General features: G+C 75.4%; 20 protein-coding genes. 7 read left to right on the plus strand and 13 right to left on the minus strand.

Annotation, left to right across the window (positions count from 1 at the left end; all coding sequences use genetic code 11):
- Positions 1 to 18 precede the first annotated feature (18 nt).
- Positions 19 to 1,482 (minus strand): MFS transporter, encoded by a 1,464-nt coding sequence (locus BXA05_RS13890; RefSeq protein WP_076405561.1) that lies wholly within the window; start codon positions 1,480 to 1,482, stop codon positions 19 to 21.
- A gap of 155 nt (positions 1,483 to 1,637) precedes the next feature.
- Between BXA05_RS13890 and BXA05_RS13895 the strand changes: the two genes are divergently transcribed.
- On the plus strand, positions 1,638 to 2,501 hold the full coding sequence (locus BXA05_RS13895; RefSeq protein WP_076405563.1) for a DUF3097 domain-containing protein: 864 nt from the start codon (positions 1,638 to 1,640) through the stop codon (positions 2,499 to 2,501).
- A 112-nt stretch (positions 2,502 to 2,613) separates the two neighbouring features.
- On the opposite strand, the gene BXA05_RS20090 is transcribed toward BXA05_RS13895, so the two are convergent.
- The 3 genes from BXA05_RS20090 to lepA all read right to left on the minus strand — a co-directional run bounded on the left by BXA05_RS20090 (position 2,614) and on the right by lepA (position 7,104).
- Positions 2,614 to 3,720 (minus strand): DUF2189 domain-containing protein, encoded by a 1,107-nt coding sequence (locus BXA05_RS20090; RefSeq protein ID WP_170963184.1) that lies wholly within the window; start codon positions 3,718 to 3,720, stop codon positions 2,614 to 2,616.
- A 193-nt stretch (positions 3,721 to 3,913) separates the two neighbouring features.
- Positions 3,914 to 5,215, minus strand: a complete 1,302-nt coding sequence (gene hemW / locus BXA05_RS13905; protein ID WP_076405565.1) for a radical SAM family heme chaperone HemW — start codon at positions 5,213 to 5,215, stop codon at positions 3,914 to 3,916.
- A complete protein-coding gene (gene lepA, locus BXA05_RS13910) occupies positions 5,212 to 7,104 on the minus strand; it encodes a translation elongation factor 4 (RefSeq protein ID WP_021479819.1) in 1,893 nt (630 codons plus the stop codon). Before lepA ends, hemW begins: the two co-directional genes overlap by 4 nt.
- A gap of 205 nt (positions 7,105 to 7,309) precedes the next feature.
- Here lepA and BXA05_RS13915 point away from each other — a divergent pair, with 205 nt between their 5' ends.
- The 3 genes from BXA05_RS13915 to rpsT all read left to right on the plus strand — a co-directional run bounded on the left by BXA05_RS13915 (position 7,310) and on the right by rpsT (position 9,132).
- The gene (locus BXA05_RS13915; RefSeq protein ID WP_061266751.1) at positions 7,310 to 7,888 is read left to right on the plus strand and encodes a type 1 glutamine amidotransferase domain-containing protein; all 579 of its coding nucleotides are present in this window, start codon (positions 7,310 to 7,312) and stop codon (positions 7,886 to 7,888) included.
- Between the two features lie 54 nt (positions 7,889 to 7,942).
- A complete protein-coding gene (locus BXA05_RS13920) occupies positions 7,943 to 8,632 on the plus strand; it encodes a type II toxin-antitoxin system PemK/MazF family toxin (RefSeq protein WP_076405567.1) in 690 nt (229 codons plus the stop codon).
- Positions 8,633 to 8,871: 239 nt separating this feature from the next.
- On the plus strand, positions 8,872 to 9,132 hold the full coding sequence (gene rpsT, locus BXA05_RS13925; protein WP_021482133.1) for a 30S ribosomal protein S20: 261 nt from the start codon (positions 8,872 to 8,874) through the stop codon (positions 9,130 to 9,132).
- A 231-nt stretch (positions 9,133 to 9,363) separates the two neighbouring features.
- Here the strand turns inward: rpsT and holA are convergent, their stop codons facing one another.
- From holA to BXA05_RS13945, 4 genes are all read right to left on the minus strand, one after another.
- Entirely contained in the window at positions 9,364 to 10,374 is a 1,011-nt protein-coding gene (holA, locus tag BXA05_RS13930; protein ID WP_076405569.1) for a DNA polymerase III subunit delta, read from the minus strand.
- 212 nt (positions 10,375 to 10,586) lie between these two features.
- On the minus strand, positions 10,587 to 13,304 hold the full coding sequence (locus tag BXA05_RS13935) for a ComEC/Rec2 family competence protein (RefSeq protein WP_076405571.1): 2,718 nt from the start codon (positions 13,302 to 13,304) through the stop codon (positions 10,587 to 10,589).
- Complete coding sequence (locus BXA05_RS20565) at positions 13,301 to 14,632, minus strand: ComEA family DNA-binding protein (protein WP_244550471.1); 1,332 nt, start codon at positions 14,630 to 14,632, stop codon at positions 13,301 to 13,303. The genes BXA05_RS13935 and BXA05_RS20565 overlap by 4 nt, the downstream gene beginning before the upstream one ends.
- Positions 14,633 to 14,752: 120 nt before the next feature.
- Positions 14,753 to 15,634 carry a DegV family protein gene (locus BXA05_RS13945; protein ID WP_076405573.1) on the minus strand — a complete coding sequence of 294 codons (882 nt, stop codon included), beginning with the start codon at positions 15,632 to 15,634 and terminating at the stop codon, positions 14,753 to 14,755.
- Positions 15,635 to 15,718: 84 nt separating this feature from the next.
- On the opposite strand from BXA05_RS13945, the gene BXA05_RS13950 reads away from it, so the two are divergent.
- Together BXA05_RS13950 and BXA05_RS13955 are read left to right on the plus strand one after the other, a co-directional pair.
- A complete protein-coding gene (locus tag BXA05_RS13950) occupies positions 15,719 to 17,599 on the plus strand; it encodes a helicase HerA-like domain-containing protein (RefSeq protein WP_076405575.1) in 1,881 nt (626 codons plus the stop codon).
- A gap of 145 nt (positions 17,600 to 17,744) precedes the next feature.
- Positions 17,745 to 18,650: a putative endonuclease domain-containing protein gene (locus tag BXA05_RS13955; RefSeq protein WP_076405577.1), complete on the plus strand. Its 906-nt coding sequence runs from the start codon at positions 17,745 to 17,747 to the stop codon at positions 18,648 to 18,650.
- Positions 18,651 to 18,717: 67 nt separating this feature from the next.
- Here the strand turns inward: BXA05_RS13955 and leuS are convergent, their stop codons facing one another.
- Positions 18,718 to 21,717 (minus strand): leucine--tRNA ligase, encoded by a 3,000-nt coding sequence (leuS, locus tag BXA05_RS13960; RefSeq protein ID WP_425291926.1) that lies wholly within the window; start codon positions 21,715 to 21,717, stop codon positions 18,718 to 18,720.
- Positions 21,718 to 21,784: 67 nt separating this feature from the next.
- On the opposite strand from leuS, the gene BXA05_RS13965 reads away from it, so the two are divergent.
- On the plus strand, positions 21,785 to 22,231 hold the full coding sequence (locus tag BXA05_RS13965) for a YbjQ family protein (protein ID WP_051876945.1): 447 nt from the start codon (positions 21,785 to 21,787) through the stop codon (positions 22,229 to 22,231).
- A gap of 33 nt (positions 22,232 to 22,264) precedes the next feature.
- On the opposite strand, the gene BXA05_RS13970 is transcribed toward BXA05_RS13965, so the two are convergent.
- The 4 genes from BXA05_RS13970 to BXA05_RS13985 all read right to left on the minus strand — a co-directional run bounded on the left by BXA05_RS13970 (position 22,265) and on the right by BXA05_RS13985 (position 25,929).
- Positions 22,265 to 22,921 (minus strand): vitamin K epoxide reductase family protein, encoded by a 657-nt coding sequence (locus BXA05_RS13970; RefSeq protein WP_240696681.1) that lies wholly within the window; start codon positions 22,919 to 22,921, stop codon positions 22,265 to 22,267.
- A gap of 147 nt (positions 22,922 to 23,068) precedes the next feature.
- Positions 23,069 to 24,346, minus strand: a complete 1,278-nt coding sequence (locus BXA05_RS13975; protein ID WP_083711894.1) for an MFS transporter — start codon at positions 24,344 to 24,346, stop codon at positions 23,069 to 23,071.
- Between the two features lie 115 nt (positions 24,347 to 24,461).
- The gene (locus BXA05_RS13980; protein ID WP_076405579.1) at positions 24,462 to 25,190 is read right to left on the minus strand and encodes a metal-dependent transcriptional regulator; all 729 of its coding nucleotides are present in this window, start codon (positions 25,188 to 25,190) and stop codon (positions 24,462 to 24,464) included.
- 34 nt (positions 25,191 to 25,224) lie between these two features.
- Positions 25,225 to 25,929 (minus strand): YceI family protein, encoded by a 705-nt coding sequence (locus BXA05_RS13985; RefSeq protein ID WP_076405581.1) that lies wholly within the window; start codon positions 25,927 to 25,929, stop codon positions 25,225 to 25,227.
- Positions 25,930 to 25,947: the final 18 nt, after the last annotated feature.

The following is a 25,947-nucleotide window of genomic DNA, read 5'->3' on the forward strand; positions in this document are numbered from 1 at the left end:
GACCTCCGAGTGCCAATCCTACGCGTCCGCGCGGCCCGTCCGGCGGTCCTCCGCTCGTCGCGAACGCAGGTCGAGGAGGCCGACGACGAGCGCGACCGCGACGAGGCCGATCGTCACCAGGAGCGCGCGCCCGGTCGCGTCCGCGGCCGAGTCGCCGCTCGCGAGCCCGCCGTAGTAGACGGACAGGACCACGGAGATCCCGACGGCCGACCCGATGCGCTGACCGAGCTGCAGCATGCTGCCCGCCACCCCGGCCCGGCTCACCGGGACCTCGGACAGCGTGAGCGTCTGGTTCGGCGCGATGACCGTGCCGCTGCCCGCGCCCGCGACGAGCAGCGCGACCGCGAGCGCCGGGCCGACGGCGCCCGGGTCGTCCCCGAGCGTGCGCACGACGACCTCCGCCGCGACCACCCCCACGAGCACGAGCACGACGCCGCCGACGACGAGCTCGCGGCCCCAGCGCGCGACCCAGCGGCCCGAGAACCACGCCGACACGCCCGACGCGACCGCGAACGGCGTGCCGACGAGCCCCGCCTGGAGCGGCGTGTACCCCAGCTCGTCCTGGAGGTAGAGCGTGACGACGAGGAAGATGCCCGTGAACCCGGCGAAGTACGCGAGGCCGAGCAGCGCGCCGTTGCGGAAGGACCCGAGCCCCACGACCTGGGGGTCGAGGACGGCCTCGCCCGTGCGCCGCTGGTAGCGCCGCTCCCACCCGACGGCGGCCACCACGGCGGCCGCGGCCGGCACGAGCCACCACCAGCGCGACGCGTCGTCGCCGCGGCCCGTCGTCGTGACGAACGGCATCATCACGCCGAGGGTCGCGGCGCCGAGCAGGCCCAGCCCGACCAGGTCCAGCCGGCGCGGCCCGCGCGCCGCGCCCGAGCCGGTGCGCGGTGGCCCGGGCACGAGGCGCCACGCGAAGGGCAGGAGCACGGCGACGACGGGGATGTTCACGAGGAACACCCACCGCCACCCCGTCTCCGGGCCCGCCGCGGCGATGATGAGCCCGCCCAGCAGGGGCCCGAGCGCCGTCGAGACGCCGATGGTCGCGCCGAACATGCCGAACGCGCGCCCGCGCTCGTACCCGCGGAACTGCTGCTGGATGAGACCGACGACCTGCGGGTTGAGGACGCCCGCACTCACGCCCTGGAGCAGCCGCGCGACGCCGAGCCACGTGTCGGTCGGCGCGAGCCCGGACGCGAGGCTCATGAGCGCGAAGCCCAGGAGGCCCGCGATGAAGAGCGGTCGTCGTGCGCCCGCGTCGCCCAGGCGCCCGGCGGGCACCAGCGCGAGACCGAACGCGAGCGTGTAGCCGGCGACGACGAGCTGGAGCTGGGTCGGGCCCGCGTCGAGCGACGACTCGATCGACGGCAGGGCCACGTTGACGATCGACACGTCGAGAGTCGTGATGAAGCCCACCGCGAGGCAGACCGGCAGCACGCGCCAGCGGTTCGGGTCCGGCTCCGCGCGCTGCTGGCTCATCGGTCCGTGGTACCACCCCGCCCCGGGGGCGCGCGCGCCGGGAGCCGCCGTGCGCGGCCGGGCCGGGCGCCCGGGACCTCCCCGCGGGAGGCCGATCCCGCGACGCACGGGGCGATCTCGGCGGCGCACGGCGGACGCTGGCCTAGGGTGACGCCGTGTCCTTCGACCGCTACGGCTCCGACGTCCTCGGCGGCACGCCCGCCCCCACCCACCACCGCGCGCGGCCCGTGTCGCGCCCGCAGCCCGCGGAGCGCGGCCTCGTCGTCGAGGAGGTGCAGACCGGGTGGGTCGGGGCCGTCGTCCGGGTCGAGAAGTCGGGCGGGATGCACGTCGTCGTGCTCGAGGACCGCGCGGGCCGGACCCGCACGTTCCCGCTCGGGCCGGGGTTCTGGGTCGACGGCGCGCCCGTCGAGCTCACCCCGCCCGTCACCTCCCGCGCCCCCGCCGCGCCGACGCGCACGGCCTCGGGCTCGCGGGCCGTCGTCGGGCAGCGGGCGCGCGTCGCGCGCGGGAGCCGCATCTGGGTCGAGGGCAAGCACGACGCCGAGCTCGTCGAGAAGGTGTGGGGCGACGACCTGCGCGTGGAGGGGGTCGTCGTCGAGCCGCTGCACGGCGTCGACGACCTCGCGGCGGCGCTCGCGGACTTCGGCCCGACGCCGCAGCGGCGCGTGGGCGTGCTCGTGGACCACCTCGTGCCCGGCAGCAAGGAGCGGCGGATCGCCGACGAGGCGCTGCGGCGCTCGCCCGCGGGCACGGTGCTCGTGCTCGGGCACCCGTACGTCGACGTCTGGCAGGCGGTGAAGCCGGCCCGGATCGGCCTCGAGCGGTGGCCCGTGATCGAGCGCGGCACCGAGTGGAAGCGCGGGATCCTGCGCGAGCTCGGCTGGCCGGCGGAGAGCGCGGAGGACGTCGGCCGCGCGTGGCAGCGCATCCTCGGCACGGTGCGCACGTACGCCGACCTGGAGCCGTCGCTGCTCGGGCGCGTCGAGGAGCTCATCGACTTCGTCACCGCGCCCTGACCGGTCGCGGGCGCGCGGGACGCACCCCGCGCGTGAGGTACCGCGCTCGAGACGCACCGCGCCCCGGTACCGACGGGCCGTACCGGGGCGCGGCGACAGCGTCGGCCGGGTCTCAGGCGGCCGGCACGCCGCCCGTGAGACGGCGGTAGGCGTAGCCGACGGCGACGTAGCTCAGCGGGATCGTCACGAAGAGCCCGAGACCGCACGGGATCGCGCCGAGGATGTTGATCCCGACGAGGGCGAGCAGGAGCAGGAACACCTGCCCGAAGTTCTTCGCGACGAGCGAGAAGCTCGTGCGGATCGCCGTGATCGCGTCGACGCCCTGGTCGAGCGCGACGTAGTACACGAACGCCGAGAACAGCAGCACCGCGAGGCCGGGCAGGACGCACAGGAACAGCCCGATGTACGACAGGACGCCGACGATCAGAGCAGCGAGGAGCACGTTGACGACGTTGCCGATGCGGAAGAACGCCGCGACGTCCGGCCGGCGCCCGTCCGCCTCGTCGAGCGCGCCGCGCGTGAAGAACGCGGTGATGAGGTAGCCGATGACGGTGCCGACGAGTCCCAGCACGACACTGGTGAACGTGATTCCGCTCAGCGCGGCGAAGTTCGTGTCGGAGTAGTCGAACTGGTCCTGGAACTGGTCGAACCCGCCCGTGATCCAGCTCCACGCGATGTTGACGGCGAGGAAGATCAGCGCGACGAGGATCCACGGCCCCAGGTTCGACGTGACGCGGCGCCACCCGTAGGAGATCGCGTCGCCGACGCCGAACGCCGGGCCCGAGTAGCCGGGCTGGCCCCCGTACCCTCCGGCGGCGCCCGGGTACGACCCGGGCGGCGGCGGGTACCCCCCGGCGGGGGGCGGGTATCCGCCGGCGGGCGGCGGGTACGCACCGGACGGGGGCGGGTACGCGCCCGGCGGGGGCGTCGCCGGTCCCCCGGCCGCGCCGTCCGGCGCACCGGTCGGCGCGCCGTAGGCACCCGGTGCCCCGTACGCGGGCGGGCCCGACGGCGGTGCGGCCGGGTCGTGCGGCGCTCCCCCGCCCGGGCCGTACGGCGAGGCGGGCGGGACGTCGCCGCCGGACGGGGCGGCGTCGGGCCGGTCGGGTCCGGGACCGGACGGTGGCGTGGCGTCCGGTCGCGGGCCGCCCGCGCCGTCGGCGGGGGTGTGCTCGTCGTCGCGGGGCGGCTCGCCGCCCGGGTTCGTGGGGTCGGTCATCGTGCACCTCGTTCCTCGTCGTCACGTGCTGCGGGCTGCACGCTCCGTCGACGTGCTGGGTCCACCTTGGCGGTTCCCGGCCCGGACCGCGCGGCGAGCACCGCGGCCGTCGCACGGCGGCGGGCAGGATGGTGCCGCCGAGGGGCCTCGTCCCCGCGGGGCGCGCCCGGGTCGCGGTGGACCCGGGCCGACGTCACTCGTCCGTGATCGTCCGGACGACCGTGTCCGCGAGCAGCCGCCCCCGCAGGGTGAGCACGGCACGACCGGCGACCGCTGCGCGGCCGTCGAGCAGCCCGTTCGCGACGAGCCCGGCGACGGCGTGGCGTCCCGCCGGGGAGAGGACCGCGAGGTCGAGACCCTCGCGCAGCCGGACGCCGAGCATCGCCTGCTCGAGCCGGCCCTCCGTGCGCGTGAGGAGCTCGCGTCCCGCCGCGGGGCTCGTGCCCGCCTCGAGCAGCGCCGCGTACCGGCGCGGGTGCTTGACGTTCCACCACCGCACGCCGACGCGGGCGTCCTCGGGCGACGCCCCTGCAGGCGCGGCGCCGGTCGCCGCGACGTAGGAGTGCGCACCGGGCCCGATCCCCCACCAGTCGTCGCCGCGCCAGTACGCGAGGTTGTGGCGGCAGCGGTCGGCGTCGGTACGGGCCCAGTTGCTCACCTCGTACCAGGTGAGGCCGGCCGCCGTGAGCAGCTCGTCGGCGAGCTCGTACTTCGTGGCCTGGTCGTCCTCGCTCGGGAGCGCGACCTCCCCGCGCCGCACCTGGGCGGCCATCTTCGTCCCCGCCTCCACGACGAGCGCGTACGCGGACACGTGGTCGACGCCGGTCGCGAGCGCAGCCTCGAGGCTCGCTCGCCAGTCGTCGAGGCTCTCCCCCGGCGTGCCGTAGATGAGGTCGAGCGAGACCTGGAGGCCGGCGTCGCGCGCCCAGCGCACGACGTCCGGGATGCGGCGCGGGTCGTGCGTGCGCTCGAGCGTCGCGAGCACGTGCGGCACGGCGGACTGCATGCCGAACGACACGCGCGTGAACCCGGCGGTCGCGAGCTCGGCGAGCGACTCGGGCGTCACCGAGTCCGGGTTCGCCTCCGTCGTCACCTCGGCGTCGGGGGCGAGCCCCCACGCGTCGCGCACGCCACCGAGCAGGCGGACGAGGTCCCCGGCAGGCAGGAGCGTGGGCGTGCCGCCGCCGACGAAGACGGTCGACACGGGCCGCTCGGGCAGCCCGGCGTCGTGCAGCACGCGCGCGGCGAGGTCGATCTCGCGCAGCGCCGTGCTCGCGTACGAGGCCTGGCTCGCGCCCCCGCCGAGCTCGGACGCCGTGTACGTGTTGAAGTCGCAGTACCCGCACCGCACCGAGCAGAACGGGACGTGCAGGTAGACCCCGAACCCGCGGGTCGCGGGCACGGTGCCGCCCGCGCCGCTCGCGCCGCTCGCGACCCAGGAGGGCAGCGAGCCGTCGGGCGGGACCGGCTCGCCCTCGGGCAGCGCCGGGCTCACTTCTTCGACTTGTCCTTGGCGTCCTTGCCGCCCGCGGCGTCGGAGGAGAGCGCGGCGATGAAGGCGTCCTTCGGGACCTCGACCGACCCGATGTTCTTCATGCGCTTCTTGCCCTCCTTCTGCTTCTCGAGCAGCTTGCGCTTGCGGCTGATGTCACCGCCGTAGCACTTCGCGAGGACGTCCTTGCGCATCGCGCGCACCGTCTCGCGCGCGATGACGCGCGCACCGACGGCCGCCTGGATCGGCACCTCGAACTGCTGGCGCGGGATGATCTCCTTGAGCTTCGCCGTCATCATGACGCCGTAGTCGTACGCCTTGTCCTTGTGCACGATCGCGCTGAACGCGTCCACCTGCTCGCCCTGGAGCAGGATGTCGACCTTGACGAGGTCGGCGACCTGGTCCCCCGACGGCTCGTAGTCGAGCGAGGCGTAGCCGCGCGTGCGGGACTTGAGCTGGTCGAAGAAGTCGAACACGATCTCGGCGAGCGGGAGCGTGAAGCGCAGCTCGACGCGGTCCTCGGACAGGTAGTCCATGCCGAGCATCTGGCCGCGGCGGTCGTTGCACAGCCCCATCACGGTGCCCACGAACTCGCTCGGCGCGAGGATCGTCGCGCGCACGACCGGCTCGCTGACCTGCTTGATCTTGCCGCCCGGGAACTCCGACGGGTTCGTCACGTTGACGAGCGTCCCGTCCTCGAGCGTCACGTCGTAGACGACGTTCGGCGCGGTCGAGATGAGGTCGAGGTCGAACTCGCGCTCGAGGCGCTCGCGCACGATCTCCAGGTGCAGCAGGCCGAGGAACCCGACGCGGAAGCCGAATCCGAGCGCGACCGACGTCTCCGGCTCGTAGTTGAGCGCGGCGTCGTTGAGCTTGAGCTTGTCGAGCGCGTCGCGCAGGACCGGGTAGTCGGTCCCGTCGATCGGGTACAGGCCCGAGAAGACCATGGGCTTCGGGTCCGAGTAGCCGCCGAGCGCGTCCGCGGCGGGCTTGGCCGCGTTCGTCACCGTGTCGCCGACCTTCGACTGGCGCACGTCCTTCACGCCCGTGATGAGGTAGCCGACCTCGCCGACGCCGAGGCCCTTCGTGACGATCGGCTCCGGCGAGATGACGCCGATCTCGAGCAGCTCGTGCGTCGCGCGCGTCGACATCATGACGATGCGCTCGCGCGGGTTGAGGTTGCCGTCGACGACGCGCACGTACGTCACGACGCCGCGGTAGGTGTCGTAGACCGAGTCGAAGATCATGGCGCGCGCGGGGGCGTCGGCGTCGCCGACCGGCGCGGGCACGCGCTCGACGATGCGGTCGAGCAGCGCCTCGACGCCGGCGCCCGTCTTGCCGGAGACCTTGAGCACGTCGTCCGGGTCGCCGCCCACGAGGTTCGCGAGCTCCTCCGCGTACTTCTCGGGCTGGGCCGCCGGGAGGTCGATCTTGTTGAGCACGGGGATGATCTCGAGCTCGTTCTCCATCGCGAGGTACAGGTTCGCGAGGGTCTGCGCCTCGATGCCCTGCGCCGCGTCGACGAGCAGCACCGCCCCCTCGCACGCCGCGAGCGACCGCGAGACCTCGTACGTGAAGTCGACGTGCCCCGGGGTGTCGATCATGTTGAGCGCGTGCGGCGTCTCCACGCCGTCCGCCACGACGGCCCACGGCATGCGGACCGCCTGCGACTTGATCGTGATGCCGCGCTCGCGCTCGATGTCCATGCGGTCGAGGTACTGCGCACGCATGGCGCGCGGCTCGACGACACCGGTGAGCTGCAGCATGCGGTCGGCCAGGGTCGACTTGCCGTGGTCGATGTGCGCGATGATGCAGAAGTTCCGGATCAGCTCGGGCGGCGTGGCCGCGGGCTGGATGCGGGTGCTCAGCTGGGCACTGGGGATCGGGGACAACGCGGGTGCGCTCCTGGGAGTGGCGTGCGGGTCGGGGCCGCGCGCTCGGGGGCGGCGCGCCGACGGTCGCTCTCGGGCGGGCGGGAACGACCATTGTCCCACGTCCGGCGTCGGGCACCCGCCCGCCCTGCGGGGCACCGCGAGCCGACCTAGCGTGGAGGACCGGCCGGCCGCACCGGGCCGACCGGCGACGAGAGGAACGCTCATGGCCCAGGACACCGAGCACCGCACCTCCGACCGCACCGGCGGTCGCCGCGTGCTCGCGATCGTGACCAACTACGGCGTCGAGCAGGACGAGCTCGTGGTCCCGCTCGAGCACCTGCGCGGCGAGGGGGTGGAGGTCGACGTCGCGGCCACGTCCGCCGACGACGTGCAGACCCTCGTGGGTGACAAGGACCCCGGCCGCACCGTGACCCCGAACCTCACGCTCGCCGACGCCGACCCCGCCGGGTACGACCTGCTGCTCGTGCCGGGCGGGACGATCAACGCCGACGCGCTGCGCCTCCAGGACGACGCCGTGAGCCTCGTGCGCGCGTTCACCGCCGCCGGAAAGCCGGTCGCGGCGATCTGCCACGGCCCGTGGGCGCTCGTCGAGGCGGCCGCCGTCGAGGGCAAGACCCTCACGAGCTACGCGTCGCTCGAGACGGACGTGCTCAACGCGGGCGGCGCCTGGGTCGACCGGTCCGTCGTGCGCGACGACGAGGGGTACACGCTCGTCACGTCGCGCGACCCCGGCGACCTCGACGACTTCCTGCGCGAGGTAGACGCCGTCCTGGCCGGGTGACGTGCACCGTTCTGGCAGCCGGGCGGACGCGCGTCCGCCCGGTAGGGTGCGCGCGTGGCACGCAACCGATGGCTGGGACTTCTGACCGACGCGGCGCGCGCCGTCGTCTCCGGGCTCACGCGCTCGCAGGGCGCGGGGCAGGGCGGCGCGCGCCAGGGCACCGCGGCGACGCGGGCCCCGGGGCGCGAGCGGACGCCGTCGGGCCGCGGCTCCGCCGACCGCACGCCGTCGCCGCGGCCCGGCCCGCGTCCCGGTGCTGCACCCGGTCCTCGACCCCGCCCCGCGGCGGGCGGGCGACCGGTCCCGGCCGGGACGACGGGCGGTCGGGGCGCCGCCGCCGGGGCGTACCCGGGCGACTTCGAAGGGGCGGTGCGTGCGCAGTACGCGCCGCGGCCCGACGGCGACCCGGACCCCGGCGAGATCGTCTGGACGTGGGTCCCGTTCGAGGAGGACCACTCGCAGGGCAAGGACCGGCCCGTGCTGCTCGTCGGGTCGGACGGCGCGTGGCTCCTCGGCGTGATGCTCACGAGCAAGGACCACTCGCGCGACGCCCGGGACGAGGCGCGCTGGGGGCGGTACTGGCTCGACATCGGGTCGGGCCCGTGGGACGCGAAGGGACGCGACAGCGAGGTCCGGCTGGACCGCGTGGTGCGCGTCGACCCGGCCGCGGTGCGCCGCCAGGGTGCCGTCGTCGGACGCGACGTCTTCGACCGCGTGGTCGAGGGGATCTCGCGGCACCGCTGAGGCGGTGGTCCCGGCTCCTCGCGCCGGCCTCGACGCCTCGGGCGAGGTCGCACTCCGGCCGCGCGCGACGATTAGGGTCACGACCGGACCGCTGGTAGTCTTGATGGCTGCGTGTCCGCCCAGGTCGGCGGGCACAGCTCCAGCACCTCTCCACGGGTTCCCCACCCCAGTCCCGGAGCTGGAGTCGCCCTCTACGACCTATCCGCTCGCTCCGGCGAACAGAACCAGAAAGTCCACACGTGGCCAACATCAAGTCCCAGATCAAGCGCATCCGCACGAACGAGAAGGCTCGTCTGCGCAACAAGGCAGTCAAGTCCGAGCTCAAGACGTACGTGCGCCGCGTGCGCGAGGCCGTCGCCGCGGGCGACAAGGAGGCGGCGACCACCGCGCTCCAGGCGGCGTCGCGCAAGCTCGACAAGGCCGTCTCGAAGGGCGTCATCCACGCGAACCAGGCCGCGAACCGCAAGTCGGCCATCGCGAAGTCCGTCAACGCTCTCTGAGCGCACGGTTCGCCCGCGGTGTCGTGACACGCTGATCGTCGCGACGCTCGCACAGGTTTCCCACGAGGGGCGCCAACCCGCACGGGTCGGCGCCCCTCGTGCGTCCGGTGTCGCGCGCCTCGTCCTGGCCGTCGACACCGCGCGGGACCGGGCCCCGGTCGGAGCCCGCGGCCGACGCCACCGTGCGGAGCCGGGGACCCGAGCCCGGAGCCGGGCGGGCTCGCTGCTCGGTCAGCGGCCGTGGGCCCGCGCGATCGTCAGCACGGCCCGCTCGACGGCGAACACCGGGTCACGCCCCGCGCCCTTGACCTCGGCGTCGGCCTGCGCGACGGCGCTGATCGCGGTCGCGAGCCCCTCCGGGGTCCAGCCCGCGAGCTCGCGGCGCGCGCGGTCGACCTGCCAGGGCGCGAGCCCCAGGTCCTTGGCCGCCACCCCGCCACGGCCACGCATCGCGCCGACCTTCGCGAGGGCGCGGAGCTTCATCGCCAGGGCCGCGACGAGCGGCACCGGGTCTGCGCCCGTCGCGAGCGCGTGCCGCAGGAGCGCCACGGCCTCCCCCGCGTTCCCGGCGACCGCGGCGTCCGCGACCCGGAACCCGGTCGCCTCGACCCGGCCGCCGTAGTACCGGTCCACCACGGCCTCGCTCACGGTGCCGTCGGTGTCCGTGACGAGCTGGCTGCAGGCGGCCGCCAGCTCCCGCAGGTCGTTGCCGAGTGCCTCGACGAGAGCCCGCACGCCCGACGCGTCGATGCGTCGACGCGCCCTGCGGAACTCGGCGTTGACGAACGCCACCTTGTCGGAGTCCTTCTTGATCGCCTCGACCGCGACGACCGGGGCGCCGCTGCCCTTGATCGCGTCGAGCATGCGCTTGCCGCGCACGCCGCCCCCGTGCACGACGACGACCGTCGTCGCCGGGTCGGCGACCGGCACGTAGTCCACGACGTCGGCGACGAGCGCGTCCGTCGCGGACTCGGCGCCCTCGACGACGACCACCTTCGCCTCGCCGAACAGCGACGGGCTCGCCGCCACCGTGAGCATCCCGGCCTGGTACGTCGCGGCCTCGATCGTCACCTTCTCGACCTCGGGGTCGCGCTCGCGCGCCAGGTCGACGATCGCGTCGACGGCACGCTCCGCGAGGAGCGACTCGGGCCCCTGGACGAGCACCACGGGCGCGAGCCGGACGTCGTCCCACGCGAGGGACGGGCCGGCGGACGGACGGGCGGTGCGGGTCGGCGCGGGCATGGCCCAAGCCTGCCACGAGCCGCCCACCGGCGGTGCCGGCCGACGCGCCCCGAGGCTGCGGTCCGCGACTCTCGCAGGAGTTCCGGCGACGCCGCACCGACGACACCCGGGCGTCAGGGGCGCCCTGCCACCGGGGCACCGAGGCACCGGGGCACCGGGTGCTCGGCCGCTCGGGTGCCCGGGTGCCCGTGCGGGGGCGCGCTCGGGCGCGGTCACCCGCATCCCGCGGCGGAGAGGACGTCGTCGCGCACGACGAGCGCCACGGTGCCACACGCGTCGGTCCGGAGCACCGTCGCGCCCACCCCGCGGTAGAGGTCGAGCGCCCGGTCGGTGGGGTGGCCGTAGGTGTTCTCGCCCGAGCTGACGAGCGCCACCGTCGGTGCCAGGACCTGCGCGAGCCGGTCGGACTGGGTGGCCGAGCCGCGGTGCGCGACCTTGACGACGTCGACCGGTCCCGTGCCCCGCTCGCCCAGGGTCCGCGCGAGCGCCGCCTGCCCTGCGTCCTCCAGGTCGCCCAGCGCGACGACGTCCAGTCCCGCCACCCGGACGAGGAGCGCCACGCTCGCGTCGTTCGCGTCACCCGGTCCGGCCTGCAGCACCTCCCACGAGGCGCCGTCGCCGACACTCTCGCCGGATCCCCCGGCACCCGCAACGCCCGCGGTGCCCCCAGCGCCCGCAGCGCCGACTGAGCCCGCCGCGCCTGTCTCCCCGGGCCGCGCGACCTGTACCGGGACGCCCGCGTCCGCGAGGTCCCCGAGCACGCGCTCGGCCTGCGCCGCGGGCTCCGCCGTCGGGCTCACGAGCGCGCGCTCGACCTCCCGGCCGCGGAGCACCGCCTCCAGGCCGCCGACGTGGTCCGCGTGGAAGTGGCTGAGGACGAGCAGGTCGACCCGCTCGACCCCGAGGTCGTCGAGGCACGACCCCGCCGCGGGGCCCGCGGGGCCGACGTCGACGACCACCGCGGCGCGCGGGCCCGAGCGCACGACGAGCGCGTCGCCCTGCCCGACGTCGCACGCCACGACCGCCCAGTCCGCGGGGACCGGCCCCGCGGTCACACCGAGCGGCCGGAGCACCACGACGAGCAGGACGGGCACCGCCAGGACCACGACGACCACGGCCGCGAGGCGCGCACGGGACCGGGCTCTCGCCCGCGGAGCGGGGGCGGCGTGCGCGCCGTCGGCCCGTCCGAACGGCCCGGCGCCGAGGCGTGACGACCGGGTGGCGCGACGCCACTCCCCGGCGAGGCGCACCCGCAGGGACGGCGACGTCGCGCGACGCAGCATGCGGCGCTCCCCCGCGTCCTGCAGGGCGCGCGAGCGGAGGACCACGGCGAGCCCGAGGGCAGTCAGCGCGGCGAGCAGCGCGGCTCCTCCGAACCCTCCCGGCCAAGGCACCCGCGCGCCGGGCGCGGCCGCGAAGACCTGGGCGACGCCCGCGATCCAGCCCGTGAAGAGCCCCGCCGTCCAGGCGAGCGCGGTCGCGGCGCCGGGCCACCACGGCGCGACGAGCGTCGCGAGGACGCCGAGCACCGTCGCCGGACCGAGCGCCGGTGCGGCCAGGAGGTTCGCCGGGACGGACCACGTGCTCACGCTCGGGTCGAGCAGGACGACGATCGGGGCGCACGCCGCCTGCGCTGCCACCGGGACGGCGAGGACGTGCGCAGCGGTCCGTCCGCACCACGGTGCCAGCCGGCGGGCGATCGGCGCCGTGAGCAGGGCCAGCCCGGCCGTCGCGGCGACGGAGAGGACGAAGCCGTACGACCGCGCCAGCCACGGGTCGACGACCAGGAGCACGACCACCGCGGCCCCGAGCGCCGCCACCGCGCGGGACGGTCGCCCGAGCGCGATGCCGAGCACGCCGACCACCCCCATCGCCGCCGCCCGCAGCACGCTCGGCTCCGGGTGGACCAGCGCGACGAACCCGACCATCGCCGCGCCCGTGACGACGACGCGGACGGCTCGCGGCGCGCGCAGCACGACGCACAGCGCCGCGACGCACGCGACGACGATGACGAAGTGGCCGCCGGACACGGCCGTGACGTGCGTCAGCGACGTGGTGCGCATCGCCTCGTCGAGCTCGGGGTCCAGCCGCGAGGTGTCTCCCACGGCCACCCCCGGCACGAGCCCGCGAGCCTGCGGGCTGAGCCGGTCCGTCACGTCGAGCAGGCTCTGCCGCATGGCGTGCACGCCCCGGAGGAACCGCCCGGGGTCGTCGACGACGCGTGGCGCGCCGTCCGTGCGCAGGAAGGTCCGGTCCCCCTGCACGTCGAGCCGGCCGGTGACCACGACGGCCGCCCCGTACGCAAGGTCGGTCCACCCGTCACCGCTTCCCGACACGACGACGGGCCCCGCCGCCGGGACGGTCGCGCCGCGTGCGGTGAGCCGGTCGACCGTCACGCGCACCTCGTGCCGGTCGGCCGACCCCGACCACGGGTCGGTCCGCGGCTCGACGGCGGAGCGCACCGTCCCGGTGAGGGCCGCCGTCGCGCGCTCGTCGGCCAGCGCGTCGAGCGGAGCCCGCGCGGCGAGCTGGACCCCGCCCGAGAGGAGGACGGCGGCCACGCACGCGAGGACGAGCGCCACCTGCCCGAGCACACGCACGCCGACCGACGACCCGGCCCGCGGCCCGACCGTCCGACCGGCCCGTGGCCGGACGGGTGCGCCGAGTCGCGGCCCGCCCGACCGACAGGGGCCCGCTCCGGTCGCCGGGCCGGAGGGCACGGTCACGACGCCCCCGCCGAGGCCCGCGTCGGGGACCCCGGGGAAGGTCGCCCCGCGACGCAGGGCGACGAGGCCGGCGACGAGCACGCAGCACAGCGCGACGGCCGTGGCACGCGCCGCGTGCAGCGTGTCCACTGCCGACGCACCGACGGCGACGAACGCGGTGGCCCACGCCGCGAGCGCCGCGGGGACGAGCCGGAGGTCGGTCACACGCGCACGAGGTCGCGCACGTCCTCGAGCACGGCAGGGCCGATGCCGCTGACCTCGCCGAGCTCGTCGACCGCGGTGAACGGCCCGTTCTCGTCGCGCCACGCGACGATGCGCTCGGCGAGCACGGGGCCGATGCCGGGCAGCGTGTCGAGGGCGGCGGCGTCGGCGGCGTTGAGGTCGACGACCGCCCCACCCGCGCTCCCGCCACCGGTGGCGGCTGTTCCCGGGGAGGCGGGCGGTAGTGCGGCGACCGCCTCCCCGGGGCGGGGGACGTGGATCTGCTCGCCGTCGGTCACGGTGCGCGCGAGGTTGAGCGCGGCGAGGTCGGCGTCGGGGGTCGCTCCCCCGGCCGCGTCGAGCGCGTCGGCGACGCGGGCGTCCGTCGCGACGGTGACGAGGCCCGGCGCCGCCACCTGCCCGACGACGTGCACGACGACCCCGTCCGGCGTCCCCGCCGCTGCTGCGCCAGGACCGGGAGCGGCCTCCGCCTCGCCGTCGGCGGCGGCACCACCCGCCGCGGCGGGCGACGCGTCCGAACCGGCCGGGGCGCCGTCACCGGCCGCCGCGGCCGCGGCGGGGGCGTCCACGCGCGCCACGGGCTCGACGCCCCCGGCCGGCGCCCGCAGCACGGCGACGCCGACCGCGACGAACAGCACCACGACGAGCGCGGTGACCGCGGTCCGCGGCCGCAGCGCCCACCGCCTGCCGCCCTCCTCGGCGAGGTCGCCGAACCCGGAGTGGGCCGTCGCGTGCCCGTGCGCTGCCGTGTAAGCGCTCGCCGCCGTCTGCGCCGCGCGCCGCCGCAGGCCATCCACCTCTCCGTCCGCCTCTCCGTCCACGGTGGCGGCGGGCGCCTCGTCGTCGGACCGCGCCGTCTCCCGGGGGGCGGCGGGACCGACGACCTCGCCAGCCTCCGGCACCCCGGACGGCGGGGACGGCAGAGACGGCACGGACGGCACGGACGGCACGGACGGCGCACGCTCCTCCGGCTCCGGCCGCGACGGCAGCCAGCCGTCGGCGCCGGACGACCCGGGGTCGCCCGGCGCTCCAGGACGCCGGTGCCAGGACGGGACGACGTCCGGCGCAGGGATGTCCGGCGCAGGGGCGTCCACCGCCTCGCGCGGCTCCCACGACCACCGCTCGCCTCGCACCGGGCTCGTCTCCGGCGGGTCGACCCGGGGCAGCGCGGCGGTCGCCGGGTGCCAGGCGAGGGAAGGCCGCCCGGAGCCGGCGACCGCCCGCAGGCGTTGCCGGACGACGGCGCCGTCCCTCCCGGGGTCGCGGCCGGGGCGCGCGTGCTGACGGGGCTCGTGCCGAGGTGTGCTCACGCCGTGGACGCTAGGGCGCGGCCGGCGCGCCCTGCCGACGCCGCTGCCCGGCCTGTGGAGGACACGACGAGGTGCGCGGCTGTGCACGGCCACGCATCGGAGGCCCCCGGCGTCGGGACCTCAGATCGTCGCCGAGAGGTCTCCCACCCCGGAGCCGCGGTCGGCGAGGTCCGCGACCACGACGGCGAGCACGCCCGGGCCGACGTGCGCCCCGAGCACCGCGCTCACCGGCGTCACGACGACGTCCAGGCCGGTGCGCTCGGTGAGCGCCACCGCGAGCCGGTCGGCGCCGTCGTCGTCCCCGACGTGGTGGACCGCGAGCGCGGGCCCCGCGCGGCGACCCGCGGACTCCACGGCGACCGTCGTGAGCCGCTCGACGGCGGCGGACCGGGTCCGGACCTTCTGCACGACGTCGATCCTGCCGTCACGCACCGCCAGCAGCGGGCGGACACCGAGCACCGTCCCGAGCGCGGCCGAGGCCGCGCTGAGACGGCCGCCGCGGCGCAGGTGGTCGAGCGAGTCGACGAGGAAGACGGCACGGCTCGCGTCGGCGACCTCGATCGCCCGCCGCGCGACGACGTCCGACCCCGCCCCGGCCGCTGCGGCCGCCGCCGCCTCGCGCGCGGCGAAGCCGAGCCCCATCGCGACGGTCCGCGAGTCCACGACCCGCACGGGGACGGGGGCGTCTGCGGCTGCGAGCGCCGCCGCGTGCACCGTGCCCGACAGCTGCCCCGAGAGGTGGACGGAGACGATCTCGCGTGCGCCGGCCGCGGCCGCCGCGGCATACGCCTCGCCGAACGCGCGCGGCGTCGGCTGCGAGGTGGTCACCCGGTGGCCCGCCTGGAGGTGCGCCGCGACGTCCTCGGCGGTGAGGCCGACGCCCTCCAGGTGCGACTCGTCGTCGACGATCACGTGCAGGGGGACGGTGCGCAGCCGCTCGTCGGGCCCGGGGGGCAGGGAGGCCGTGGAGTCGGTGACGACGTGCACGCGGTGGTCGGTCATGGCCGCGCCACCTTACGGCGTGCTCGGCGCCCTGCGCATCCCGGCCCGGCTGCGCCCCCGCGGGCCCGACCCTACGATCCGAGCATGGCCGACGACGCCCCACCGTCCCCGTCCGAGCTCGCCGCCCTGCGCGCCGCCGCCGCGCAGGCCGCCGCGGAGGCGGCCGAGGCGCGCGCCGCGGCGGCCCGGGCGGCGCTCGAAGCCGCCGAGGCGGCCGCCGGGGCTCCCTCGGGCGAGGCCTCCCCGGCCGGCACGGCGGCGACGGACGCACCGCCCCTGCCGGAGCCGACCGACCCCGCCCCGGACGCGGCGCCCCCCGCGGGCGGGTACGCCGCGCAGGTCGCGGCGGGCTACGCGTACGCCGGCGGCACGCTCCCGCTCGGCGCGCTGCTGGAGGGCGCGGAGGGCGGCGACCCGGCGCCCCGCGCGGACGTCCAGGTGGGGTTCGCGCTCTCGATGCTCAACCGGCACGGGCTCGTCGCGGGCGCGACGGGCACCGGCAAGACGAAGACGCTCCAGGGCATGGCGGAGGGCCTGTCGGCGGCGGGCGTCCCCGTGTTCCTCGCCGACGTCAAGGGCGACCTGTCGGGGCTCGCCGTGCCGGGCACGTCGTCCGCGAAGATCGTGGAGCGCGCGGCGTCGATCGGCCAGGAGTGGAGCCCGACGGCGTACCCCGTCGAGGTGTACTCGCTCGGCGGCCTCGGCACCGGGGTGCCGATCCGGACGACGGTCGCGGACTTCGGCCCGCTCCTGCTCGCCAAGGTGCTCGGCCTCAACGAGACGCAGGAGTCGAGCCTCGGGCTCATCTTCCACTGGGCCGACGCGCAGGGCCTCGCGCTGCTGGACCTCAAGGACCTCCGGGCCACCATCGCGTACCTGACGTCCGACGAGGGCAAGGCCGAGCTCCGGGGCATCGGCGGCGTGTCGGGCGCGACGGCCGGCGTGATCCTGCGCGAGATCGTCGCGCTCCAGGCGCAGGGCGCGGACGTGTTCTTCGGCGAGCCGGCGTTCGCGACGTCGGAGCTGCTGCGCACGACGCCCGACGGGCGGGGCGTCGTCTCGGCGCTCGAGCTCCCCGCGGTGCAGGACCGTCCGGCGCTGTTCTCGACCTTCCTCATGTGGCTGCTCGCCGACCTCTTCCAGGAGCTGCCCGAGGTGGGCGACGTCGAGAAGCCGCGGCTCGTGTTCTTCTTCGACGAGGCGCACCTGCTGTTCACGGGCGCGTCGAAGGAGTTCCTCCAGCAGGTCGTGCAGACGGTGCGCCTCGTGCGGTCCAAGGGCGTCGGCGTGTTCTTCGTGACGCAGAGCCCGAAGGACGTCCCCGCCGACGTGCTCGCGCAGCTCGGGAACCGCGTCCAGCACGCGTTGCGCGCTTTCACGCCGGACGACGCCGCGGCCCTGCGGGCCGCGGTGCGCACCTACCCCACGTCGCCGTACGACCTCGAACGGCTGCTGCAGTCGCTCGGGACGGGCGAGGCCGTCGTCACGGTGCTCACCGAGAAGGGCGCGCCCGCCCCGGTGGCGTGGACACGGGTCCGTGCGCCGCAGTCGTCGATGGACCCCGCCCCGGCGTCCGTGCTCGACGGCATCGTGGCGGCCTCGCCCGCGACGGCCCGGTACGGCACCGCCGTCGACGCCGAGTCCGCGTTCGAGCTCCTCCAGGTGCGCGTCCAGGAGCAGGCGGCGGCACGCGCCGCCGCCGACGCGGCCGAGGCCGAGGCGGCCGCGCAGGAGAAGGCGGCGAAGCAGGCCGCCCAGGAGGCCGAGCGTGCGGCGAAGAAGGAGCAGGCCGAGCTGGAGAAGATGCGGGCGAAGCTCGAGCGCGAGGCCGCGAAGGGACGCTCGCGCTCGTCCGGGTCCTCCCGGTCGCGGTCGTCGAGCCCGCTCGACTCGTTCCTCCGCTCGGCGGGCACCCAGCTCGGGCGCGAGCTCACCCGCACCATCTTCGGCACCCGCCGCCGCTGAACCCCCCACCCCTCCCGCTGAGTGCATGAAACAGTCGCGCCGCAACCGGTTCAGCGCGACTGTTTCATGCACTCACGGCGGGGCTGTCCACAGCCTCGCGCGCGCCGGTTTCCTCTCCGCGGCGGCGCGGGCATGCTCGGTGCGCATGGTGACCGTCTCCAGCCCGTCCGGCCCCTTCCGCACGCGCACGGCGCAGACGTTCGGCATGACACCGGCGTCGCTGCGCAGCCCTTCGTTCGAGGCTCCGTTCGCCGGGGTGCGCGTCCCGCGCGGAAGCCTCAGGTCCGTCGTCGACCTCTGCACCGCCGCGGCCCGCGTCCTCCCGGCAGGCACCGCGTTCAGCCACGTCACCGCGCTGCGTCTGCTCGGTGTCGAGGTTCCCTGGCGCCTGACCGACGACGACCGCGTCCACGTCGTCGCGCCGCAGCGACGGCAGCGCCCCCAGCGGTCGAACGTCGTCGCGCACTACTGCGGTCAGTCCGCCCTGACCCTGACCACCGCCCACGGGCTCCTCGTCACGTCCGCGGCCCAGACCTGGCTCCACCTCGCGCACACCCTGCCGCCGGACGACGTCGTCGTGCTCGCGGACGCGATGACGCGGCGGGACGCCCCGGCGACGACCGTCCGAGAGCTCCGGAGACTGACGGACGCGACGTTCAAGATGCGCGGCATCGCGCGGTGCCGTGAGGCGATCGACCTCGTCCGGCCGGGGACGGACTCCAGCATGGAGACGCGCACCCGGCTCCTCCTGGTCCAGGCCGGTCTGCCGTGCCCGCACGTGAACGTCCCGGCACGCGACGACGCCGGCCGCTTCCTCGCTCTCCCCGACCTCTCCTACCCGCGGCTGCGCATCGCGATCGAGTACGACGGCGACGTGCACCGGACCGACCCCGCGACGTGGCGACGGGACGTCGAGCGGCGCCAGCGGCTCGAGGACGCCGGCTGGATCATCGTCACGGCGACGGCCGACGACGTGCTCCGCTTCCCCGAGCGCCTGGTGCGCCGGGTCCGCGAGGCGCGACGACGCCGTCTGGCACCGGGCTACCCGTGAGTGCATGAAATCGTCGCGTCCGAGCGCCCGGCACGCGACGATTTCATGCACTCAGCGAGTCGGGTCGTCAGACGACGATGTTGACCAGCTTCGGGGCGCGGACGATCACCTTGCGGACCTCGGCGCCGTCGATCGCGCGCACGACGTTCGGCTCGGCGAGCGCGGCGGCCGTGAGGTCCTCCTCCGAGATCGACGGCGGCACCTCGAGCCGGCCGCGGACCTTGCCCTTGACCTGCACGATGCACGTCACGGTGTCCTCGACGAGGTAGCGCTCGTCCGCCGTCGGGAAGGGCTCGTGCGCGAGCGAGCGCTCGTGGCCCAGGCGCTCCCACAGCTCCTCCGCGATGTGCGGCGCGACGGGCGCGGTCATGAGCACGAGCGGCTCGACGGCCTCGCGCGGCACGCGGTCGAGCGACGTGAGGTGGTTGTTCAGCGTGATGAGCTTCGCGATGGCCGTGTTGGGGCGCATGTGCTCCATCTCGACGCGGACGTCGGCGATCGCCCGGTGCACGGCGCGCAGCGTCTCGGGCGACGCCGGCTCGTCGACGACCGTCACCTCGCCCGTCTCCTCGGAGACGACGTTGCGCCACAGGCGCTGCAGGAACCGCTGCGACCCGACGACGGCGCGCGTCTCCCACGGGCGCGACAGGTCCAGCGGGCCCATCGACATCTCGTACACGCGGAACGTGTCGGCGCCGTACTCGGCGTACATCTCGTCGGGCGTGACGACGTTCTTGAGCGACTTGCCCATCTTCCCGTACTCGCGCTGCACGACCTCGCCGTTCCAGCGGTACACGACCTCGCCCGAGCCGTCGGGCGCGGGCTCCTCCGTGACCTCGGTGGCGGGGACGTACTGGCCGCGCGCGTCGGTGAAGGCGTACGCCTGGACGTAGCCCTGGTTGAACAGCTTGTGGAACGGCTCGACGCTCGACACGTGGCCCAGGTCGTAGAGGACCTTGTGCCAGAACCGCGCGTAGAGCAGGTGCAGCACGGCGTGCTCGACACCGCCGACGTACAGGTCCACGCCCCCGGCGCGGCCCGCGCTCGGGTTGTGCTCCGGGCCCATCCAGTAGCGCTCGAGCTCGGGGTCGACGACCGTGTCCTGGGCACCGCCGTCCCACTGCGGGTCGAGGTAGCGCAGGTAGTACCAGCACGACCCGGCCCAGTTGGGCATCGTGTTCGTGTCGCGGCGGTACTGCTTCGGCCCGTCGCCGAGGTCGAGCGTGACGTTGACCCACTCGTCGTTGCGGCCCAGCGGCGCCTCGGGCGACGAGTCGGCGTCGTCCGCGTCGAACGTGCGGGGCGCGTAGTCGGGGACGTCCGGCAGGTCGACGGGCAGCAGAGCGTCGGGGATCGCGACGGGCTGGTCGTTCTCGTCCCAGACGATGGGGAACGGCTCGCCCCAGTAGCGCTGGCGGCTGAACAGCCAGTCGCGCAGGCGGTACGTCGTCGTGCCCTCGCCGATGCCCTTGCCCACGAGCCACTCGGTGATGCGGCGCTTCGCCTCGGGCACGTCGAGCCCGTCGAGCGAGATCTCGTCGTTCGCCGAGCCGACGACCACGCCGTCGCCCGTGTACGGGCCCGTGAAGTCCTCCGGCAGCCCGTCCGCGGGCTCGACCGTGCGCACGACCGGCAGCCCGAACGCCTCGGCGAACGCGAAGTCACGCTCGTCGCCGCCGGGGACGGCCATGATCGCGCCCGTGCCGTAGCCCATGAGCACGTAGTCGGCGGTGAAGACCGGGATCGCCTGGCCGTTCACGGGGTTCACCGCGAGGTGCCCCGTGAACACGCCCGTCTTCTTGCCGGCGTCGGCCTGGCGCTCGACAGCGGTCTTCGCGGCGGCCTCGCGGCGGTACGCCGCGACGGCCTCGACCGGCGAGCGGTGCCCGCCCGTCCACGCGCTCGACGTGCCGTCCGGCCAGTGCGCCGGGACCTCGTCGAGCAGCGGGTGCTCGGGCGAGACGACCATGAACGTCGCGCCGAACAGCGTGTCCGGGCGCGTCGTGAAGACCTCGACCTCCGCGCCGGACTCCGCCGCAGCGTCGTTCGCCCCGTCGGGCGTGCCGAGCACGGCGAACCGCACGAGCGCGCCCTCGCTGCGACCGATCCAGTTGCGCTGCATCGCCGTGACCTTCTCGGGCCAGTCGATGAGGTCCAGGTCGTCCGCGAGGCGGTCGGCGTACGCGGTGATGCGCATCTTCCACTGGCGCAGGCTGCGCTGGAACACGGGGAAGTTCCCGCGCTCCGAGCGGCCGTCGGCGGTGACCTCCTCGTTCGCGAGGACCGTGCCCAGGCCGGGGGCCCAGTTCACGGGCGACTCGTCCACGTACGCGAGGCGCTGCGAGTCGACGACGGCGCGGCGCTGCTGGGGCGTGAGGGTCGCCCAGCCGGCCCCCTCCTCGACGCCCTCGACGCCGCCCGGCACCGGCCGGGCACCGGACGCGAGCTCGGCCTCGAGCTCGGCGATGCGGCGCGCGCGGCCACGACCACCGTCGGGGCGCAGGGCCTCGGGGTCGTACCAGGAGTCGAAGATCTGCAGGAAGATCCACTGCGTCCAGCGCACGTACTCGGGGTCGATCGTCGCGAACGTGCGGCGCGAGTCGTGCGCGAGCCCGAGGCGTCGCAGCTGCCGACGCATGTTGGCGATGTTCGCCTCGGTGGTCACGCGCGGGTGCTGCCCCGTCTGCACCGCGTACTGCTCGGCGGGCAGGCCGAACGCGTCGTAGCCGAGGGCGTGCAGCACGTTCTCGCCGCGCATGCGCCGGAACCGGCCCACGACGTCCGTCGCGATGTACCCGAGGGGGTGCCCCACGTGCAGGCCCGCGCCCGACGGGTACGGGAACATGTCCATGATGAAGTACGGGCTCGCGCCCCGGGGGCCGTCGCCCTCGCCGTCCGTCAGGTCGCCCGTGGGGTTCGCGGCCCAGAACGTGCCGCGCTGCTCCCAGAGCTCCTGCCACTTGAGCTCGATCTGCTCCGCGAGCGCCGGCGTGTAGCGGTGGGCGGGGCCGCCCGCGGCGGGGGCGTCCGGGGCGTGCGGGATCGAGGTCGTGTCAGGCGTGGTCACCCGGCCGAGTTTACCGGCCGTCGCACGGCCCGACGGCGGCCGTCCGCCCCGTGCGAGGATGTGCGGCGTGATCATCGTGACGACCAACGACGTGCCCGGCTACCGCATCGACGCGGTGCTCGGCGAGGTCATGGGCATGACCGTGCGCAGCGCCAACCTCGGGGCGAACTTCGTCGCGTCCTTCCGCTCGATCGGGGGCGGGGAGGTCAAGGAGTACACGCAGCTCGTCTACGAGTCGCGCCAGGAGGTCATGCACCGCATGGTGCAGGAGGCGCAGCGCCGCGGGGCCAACGCCGTCGTCGGGATGCGCTTCGACACCGGCGAGATCGCCGCGTCGTTCTCGGAGGTGTGCGCGTACGGCACGGCCGTCGTCGTCAGCCCGCTCGCCGCGGGCCAGCCCGGCGCGACGGCGCAGTCCGCCCACCAGGCCCAGGGTGGGCCGTCCGCTCCCCCGCAGCCGGGCGGCCACGGCTACCCGCAGGACGCCGCGCCGGACCAGCCGGCCTGGCGCTGACGCGACACGGCACCACCGGCGCGGCGGCGCCGGTCAGAACAGCGAGACGATGATCGGGCCCTTGACCAGCACGATCCACGCGACGAGCGCGACGTAGGCGATCGCCAGGAACAGGTTCCGGTTGCGGACGAGGGTGCGGCGCACGCCCTCGCCCGCGGGCAGGTAGCCCTCCTGCACGGCGTGGACCACCTGGTACCAGAACAGCGGGATCATGGCGAACCACACGACCATGCAGTAGGGGCACATCGCGGAGATCGCGTACATCGTCGTCCACATGAGGAAGACGATCAGGCCCATGCCGAGCGTCGTCCCGCCGAGGAGTGCGAGCCAGTACCAGCGCGGCAGGCGGGCGCCCGCCAGCAGGACCACGCCCGTGGTGATCACCACGGGGAACGCCGCGATCCCGAGCAATGGGTTGGGGAAGCCCAGGAGCGCGCCCTGCCACGAGTCCATCGCGTCGCCGCAGTCGAGCAGGGCGTTGACGCTGCACGAGGCGACGTGACCCGGGTCGGCGAGCTTGAGGTACTTCTCGATCGCGAGCGCCGCCGAGCCGGCGAGGCCGATCGCGCCCAGCACGACGAGCAGCCAGCCCATCGTGCGCGGCCTGATCGGGCGGGGGCCGGACGCGGGCAGCAGCTCGTCGTCGGGCCCGGCGGACACGTTCGCACCGGCGGTGGCGCTCTTGCTCACGGGGACGCTCCTCGTGGGTCACCGGCTCCCGCCGGACGTGACGGCGCGCACGGCGGTGCGCGCACGGCACAACCTACCGCGCCCCGCTGGGACCTGGCTGGGAGACACCGGACCACCGCACGGGCGCCACCTCGGTCGGTCGACGGGCTACCGCGGCGGCGCGACGGCCGCCGACGGCGCGTGCGCGTCGTCGGGCAGCGTGGCGACCACGACGCCCGCGGGGCGGCGACCGGCGACGAGGATGATGGTGAGGCCGGCCACGGTGAGCACGACGCCCGTCCAGGCGGGCGCGAGGTAGCCCCAGCCGGCGGCGATGACGAGCCCGCCGAGGAACGCCCCGTTGGCGTTGCCGACGTTGAGCGCGGAGTGGCACAGCGCCGCACCGAGCGACGGCGCCGACGGCGACAGGTCCATGAGCCGCGTCTGGAGCGACAGGCCGAGGATCTGCGACGTGACGCCGAGGAGGAACAGCGACAGCACGGCCGGGACGGGGTGCTGCCCGGTGAGCGCGAAGAGGGCGAGCATCGCCCCGGTCGACACGAACCCGAGGTACACGGTGCGCATCACCGAGCGGTCGGCGAGCCGGCCGCCGAGCACCGTCCCGACCGTCATGCCGACGCCGAAGATCGCGAGCACGAGCGGCACCGCGCCGGACGCGAGCCCGGTGACGCGCGTGACGGTCGGCTCGACGTAGGAGTACACGGCGAACATGCCGCCGAACCCGATCGCGGCGCCGACGAACCCCGTCCACAGCGGGCCGTTGCGCAGGGCGCCGAGCTCGCGCCGCACGCTCGTGTCCTCGTCGCCCGCCCCGGCGGGGATCAGCCGCCACAGCGCCAGGAGCGTCACGAGCCCGAGCGCCCCGACCACGACGAACGCGGCCCGCCAGCCGAGCTGCTGCCCGGCGAACGTGGAGAGAGGGACACCGACGACGTTCGCGATCGTCAGGCCCGCCATCATCGTCGCGACGGCGCGGCCCCGGCGGCCAGGACCCGCGACGGCCGCGCCCACCGCCGCCCCGACGCCGAAGAACGCGCCGTGCGGCAGCCCGGCGAGGAAGCGCCCGGCGACGAGGGTCTCGATGCTCCCTGCCGTGGCGGAGAAGAGGTTCCCGAGCGTGTAGAACGCCATGAGCGCGAGGAGGAGCGTCTTGCGCGGCACGCGTGCCGCGGCGACGGTGAGCAGCGGCGCACCGACGACGACCCCGACGGCGTAGGCCGTGATCGCGTGGCCGGCGGTCGGGATGGACGTGCCGAGGTCGGTCGCGATGTCGGACAGGAGCCCCATGGTCGCGAACTCGGTCGTCCCGATGGTGAAGCCGCCCATCGCGAGCGCGAGCAGCGCGGGCCCGGCGCCGCGCAGGCGGCCGGCGTCGCGCGGCTCAGGGGCGTCCGACGGCGGTGCGGACGGGGTGGCGTCGGTCATGAGTGTCCTCGTGCGTCGGTCGGGATGGTCGGGCGAGCGGCTCGGAGCGGAGTTGTCGAATCGATTCGAGTCCGGTCGGCGACATCGGCGACGAGAAGAAGGGCAGGCGGCCAGTCTAGGCGGAGACGGGCTCGGCGCGCACGACCCACACGTGGTCCGCCGCGCGCAGACCGAGCTGGGCGGGCGCCGCCGGGCGGCCTTCCGGCACCGGCTCGACGCCCTCCGCCGGCGGCGACCAGACGACCGAGAGGATGCCCGCGTACTCGCGGCGCTCGCGGACCTCGACGCCCGTGTCGAGGCCGACGCCGATCTCGGCGAGGTAGCGCAGCACGTCGGGGTCGGCGTCGGAGATCCGCACCACCGTGCCGCGGTCGCCGACGCCGAGCTCCGCGAGCGGGACCGCGGGCGGGCGGACGACGGTCCCGTCGGCGCCGGGGATCGGGTCGCCGTGCGGGTCGCGCGTGGGGTGCCCGAGGCGCGCGTCGATGCGCTCGATGAGCAGGTCGGAGACCGCGTGCTCGAGCACCTCCGCCTCGTCGTGGACCTCGTCCCACCCGTAGCCGAGCTCGGACACGAGGTACGTCTCGAGGAGCCGGTGGCGGCGCACCATCGCGAGCGCGAGGCTGCGGCCGCGCTCGGTGAGCGTGATCGCGCCGTACGGCGCGTGCTCGAGCAGACCCTGGGCGCTGAGCCGCCGGACCGTCTCGGAGACGGTCGAGGCCCCGACGCCGATGCGCTCGGCGAGGAGCTTCGTCGTCACGCGCTCGTCCGCCCACTCCTGAGCGGCCCAGACGACCTTGAGGTAGTCCTGGGCGACGGGCGTCAGGTCGGTCGGGTGGTCCACCCGACCACCCTAGGTCACGGCGTCCGGCGGGAGCTCAGGGGGTCGCGGACCGGACGAGCTCGAGCCGCACCTCGACCGTCCCCTCGTCGCGCACCTGCACGGGCGCGTCGGGCGGCACCGCGATGCCGAAGTCGGAGAAGCGCACGCCGATCGCCCCGGTCGCGAGCACCCCCTGGCCCGACCGCTGCACGTCGAGCGCGACCGTCACGGCCTGGGTCTCGTCGCGGATCGTCAGCGCCCCCGCGGCCTGGAGCCGGACCGTCTCGTCGGTGGCCGCGAGCTCGCTCACGTCGAGCGGCGAGGTGAGCGAGAAGAGCGTGGTCGGGTACAGGTCCGTCTCGAGCGCCTGCTGGAGCTGGCGGTCCGCGACGGACGACCCGGTGCGGAGCGCGGTCGTCGCGACGGTCACCGTCGCGGTCTGCAGCTCCCCGTCCGCGACGCGCAGCGTGCCGGTGACGTCCGGCGTGGTGCCGAGGAGCACCGCCTCGTCCGCCGGGACGTCGAGGACGTCCGCGCGGAAGCCCGCCTCGGAGCCCGGCGCGACGACCCACTCGCCGTCCACGTCGAAGGGCCCGGGCGCGGCCGGGGCCGCGGACGCCGTCTCCTCCCCCGGCGACTGCAGACCCAGCGGGGGCGGGGTGCGGCCCTCCTGCACCTCCGAGTACACGAACGGGGCGAGGAGCACCACGACGAGCGCGAGGACCACCGACACGACGATCCAGCGCGTCGACCTGCTCATACGCCCCATCCTGCCGTG

Source organism: Cellulosimicrobium funkei, from assembly GCF_900155925.1.
Lineage (GTDB): Bacteria > Actinomycetota > Actinomycetes > Actinomycetales > Cellulomonadaceae > Cellulosimicrobium > Cellulosimicrobium funkei.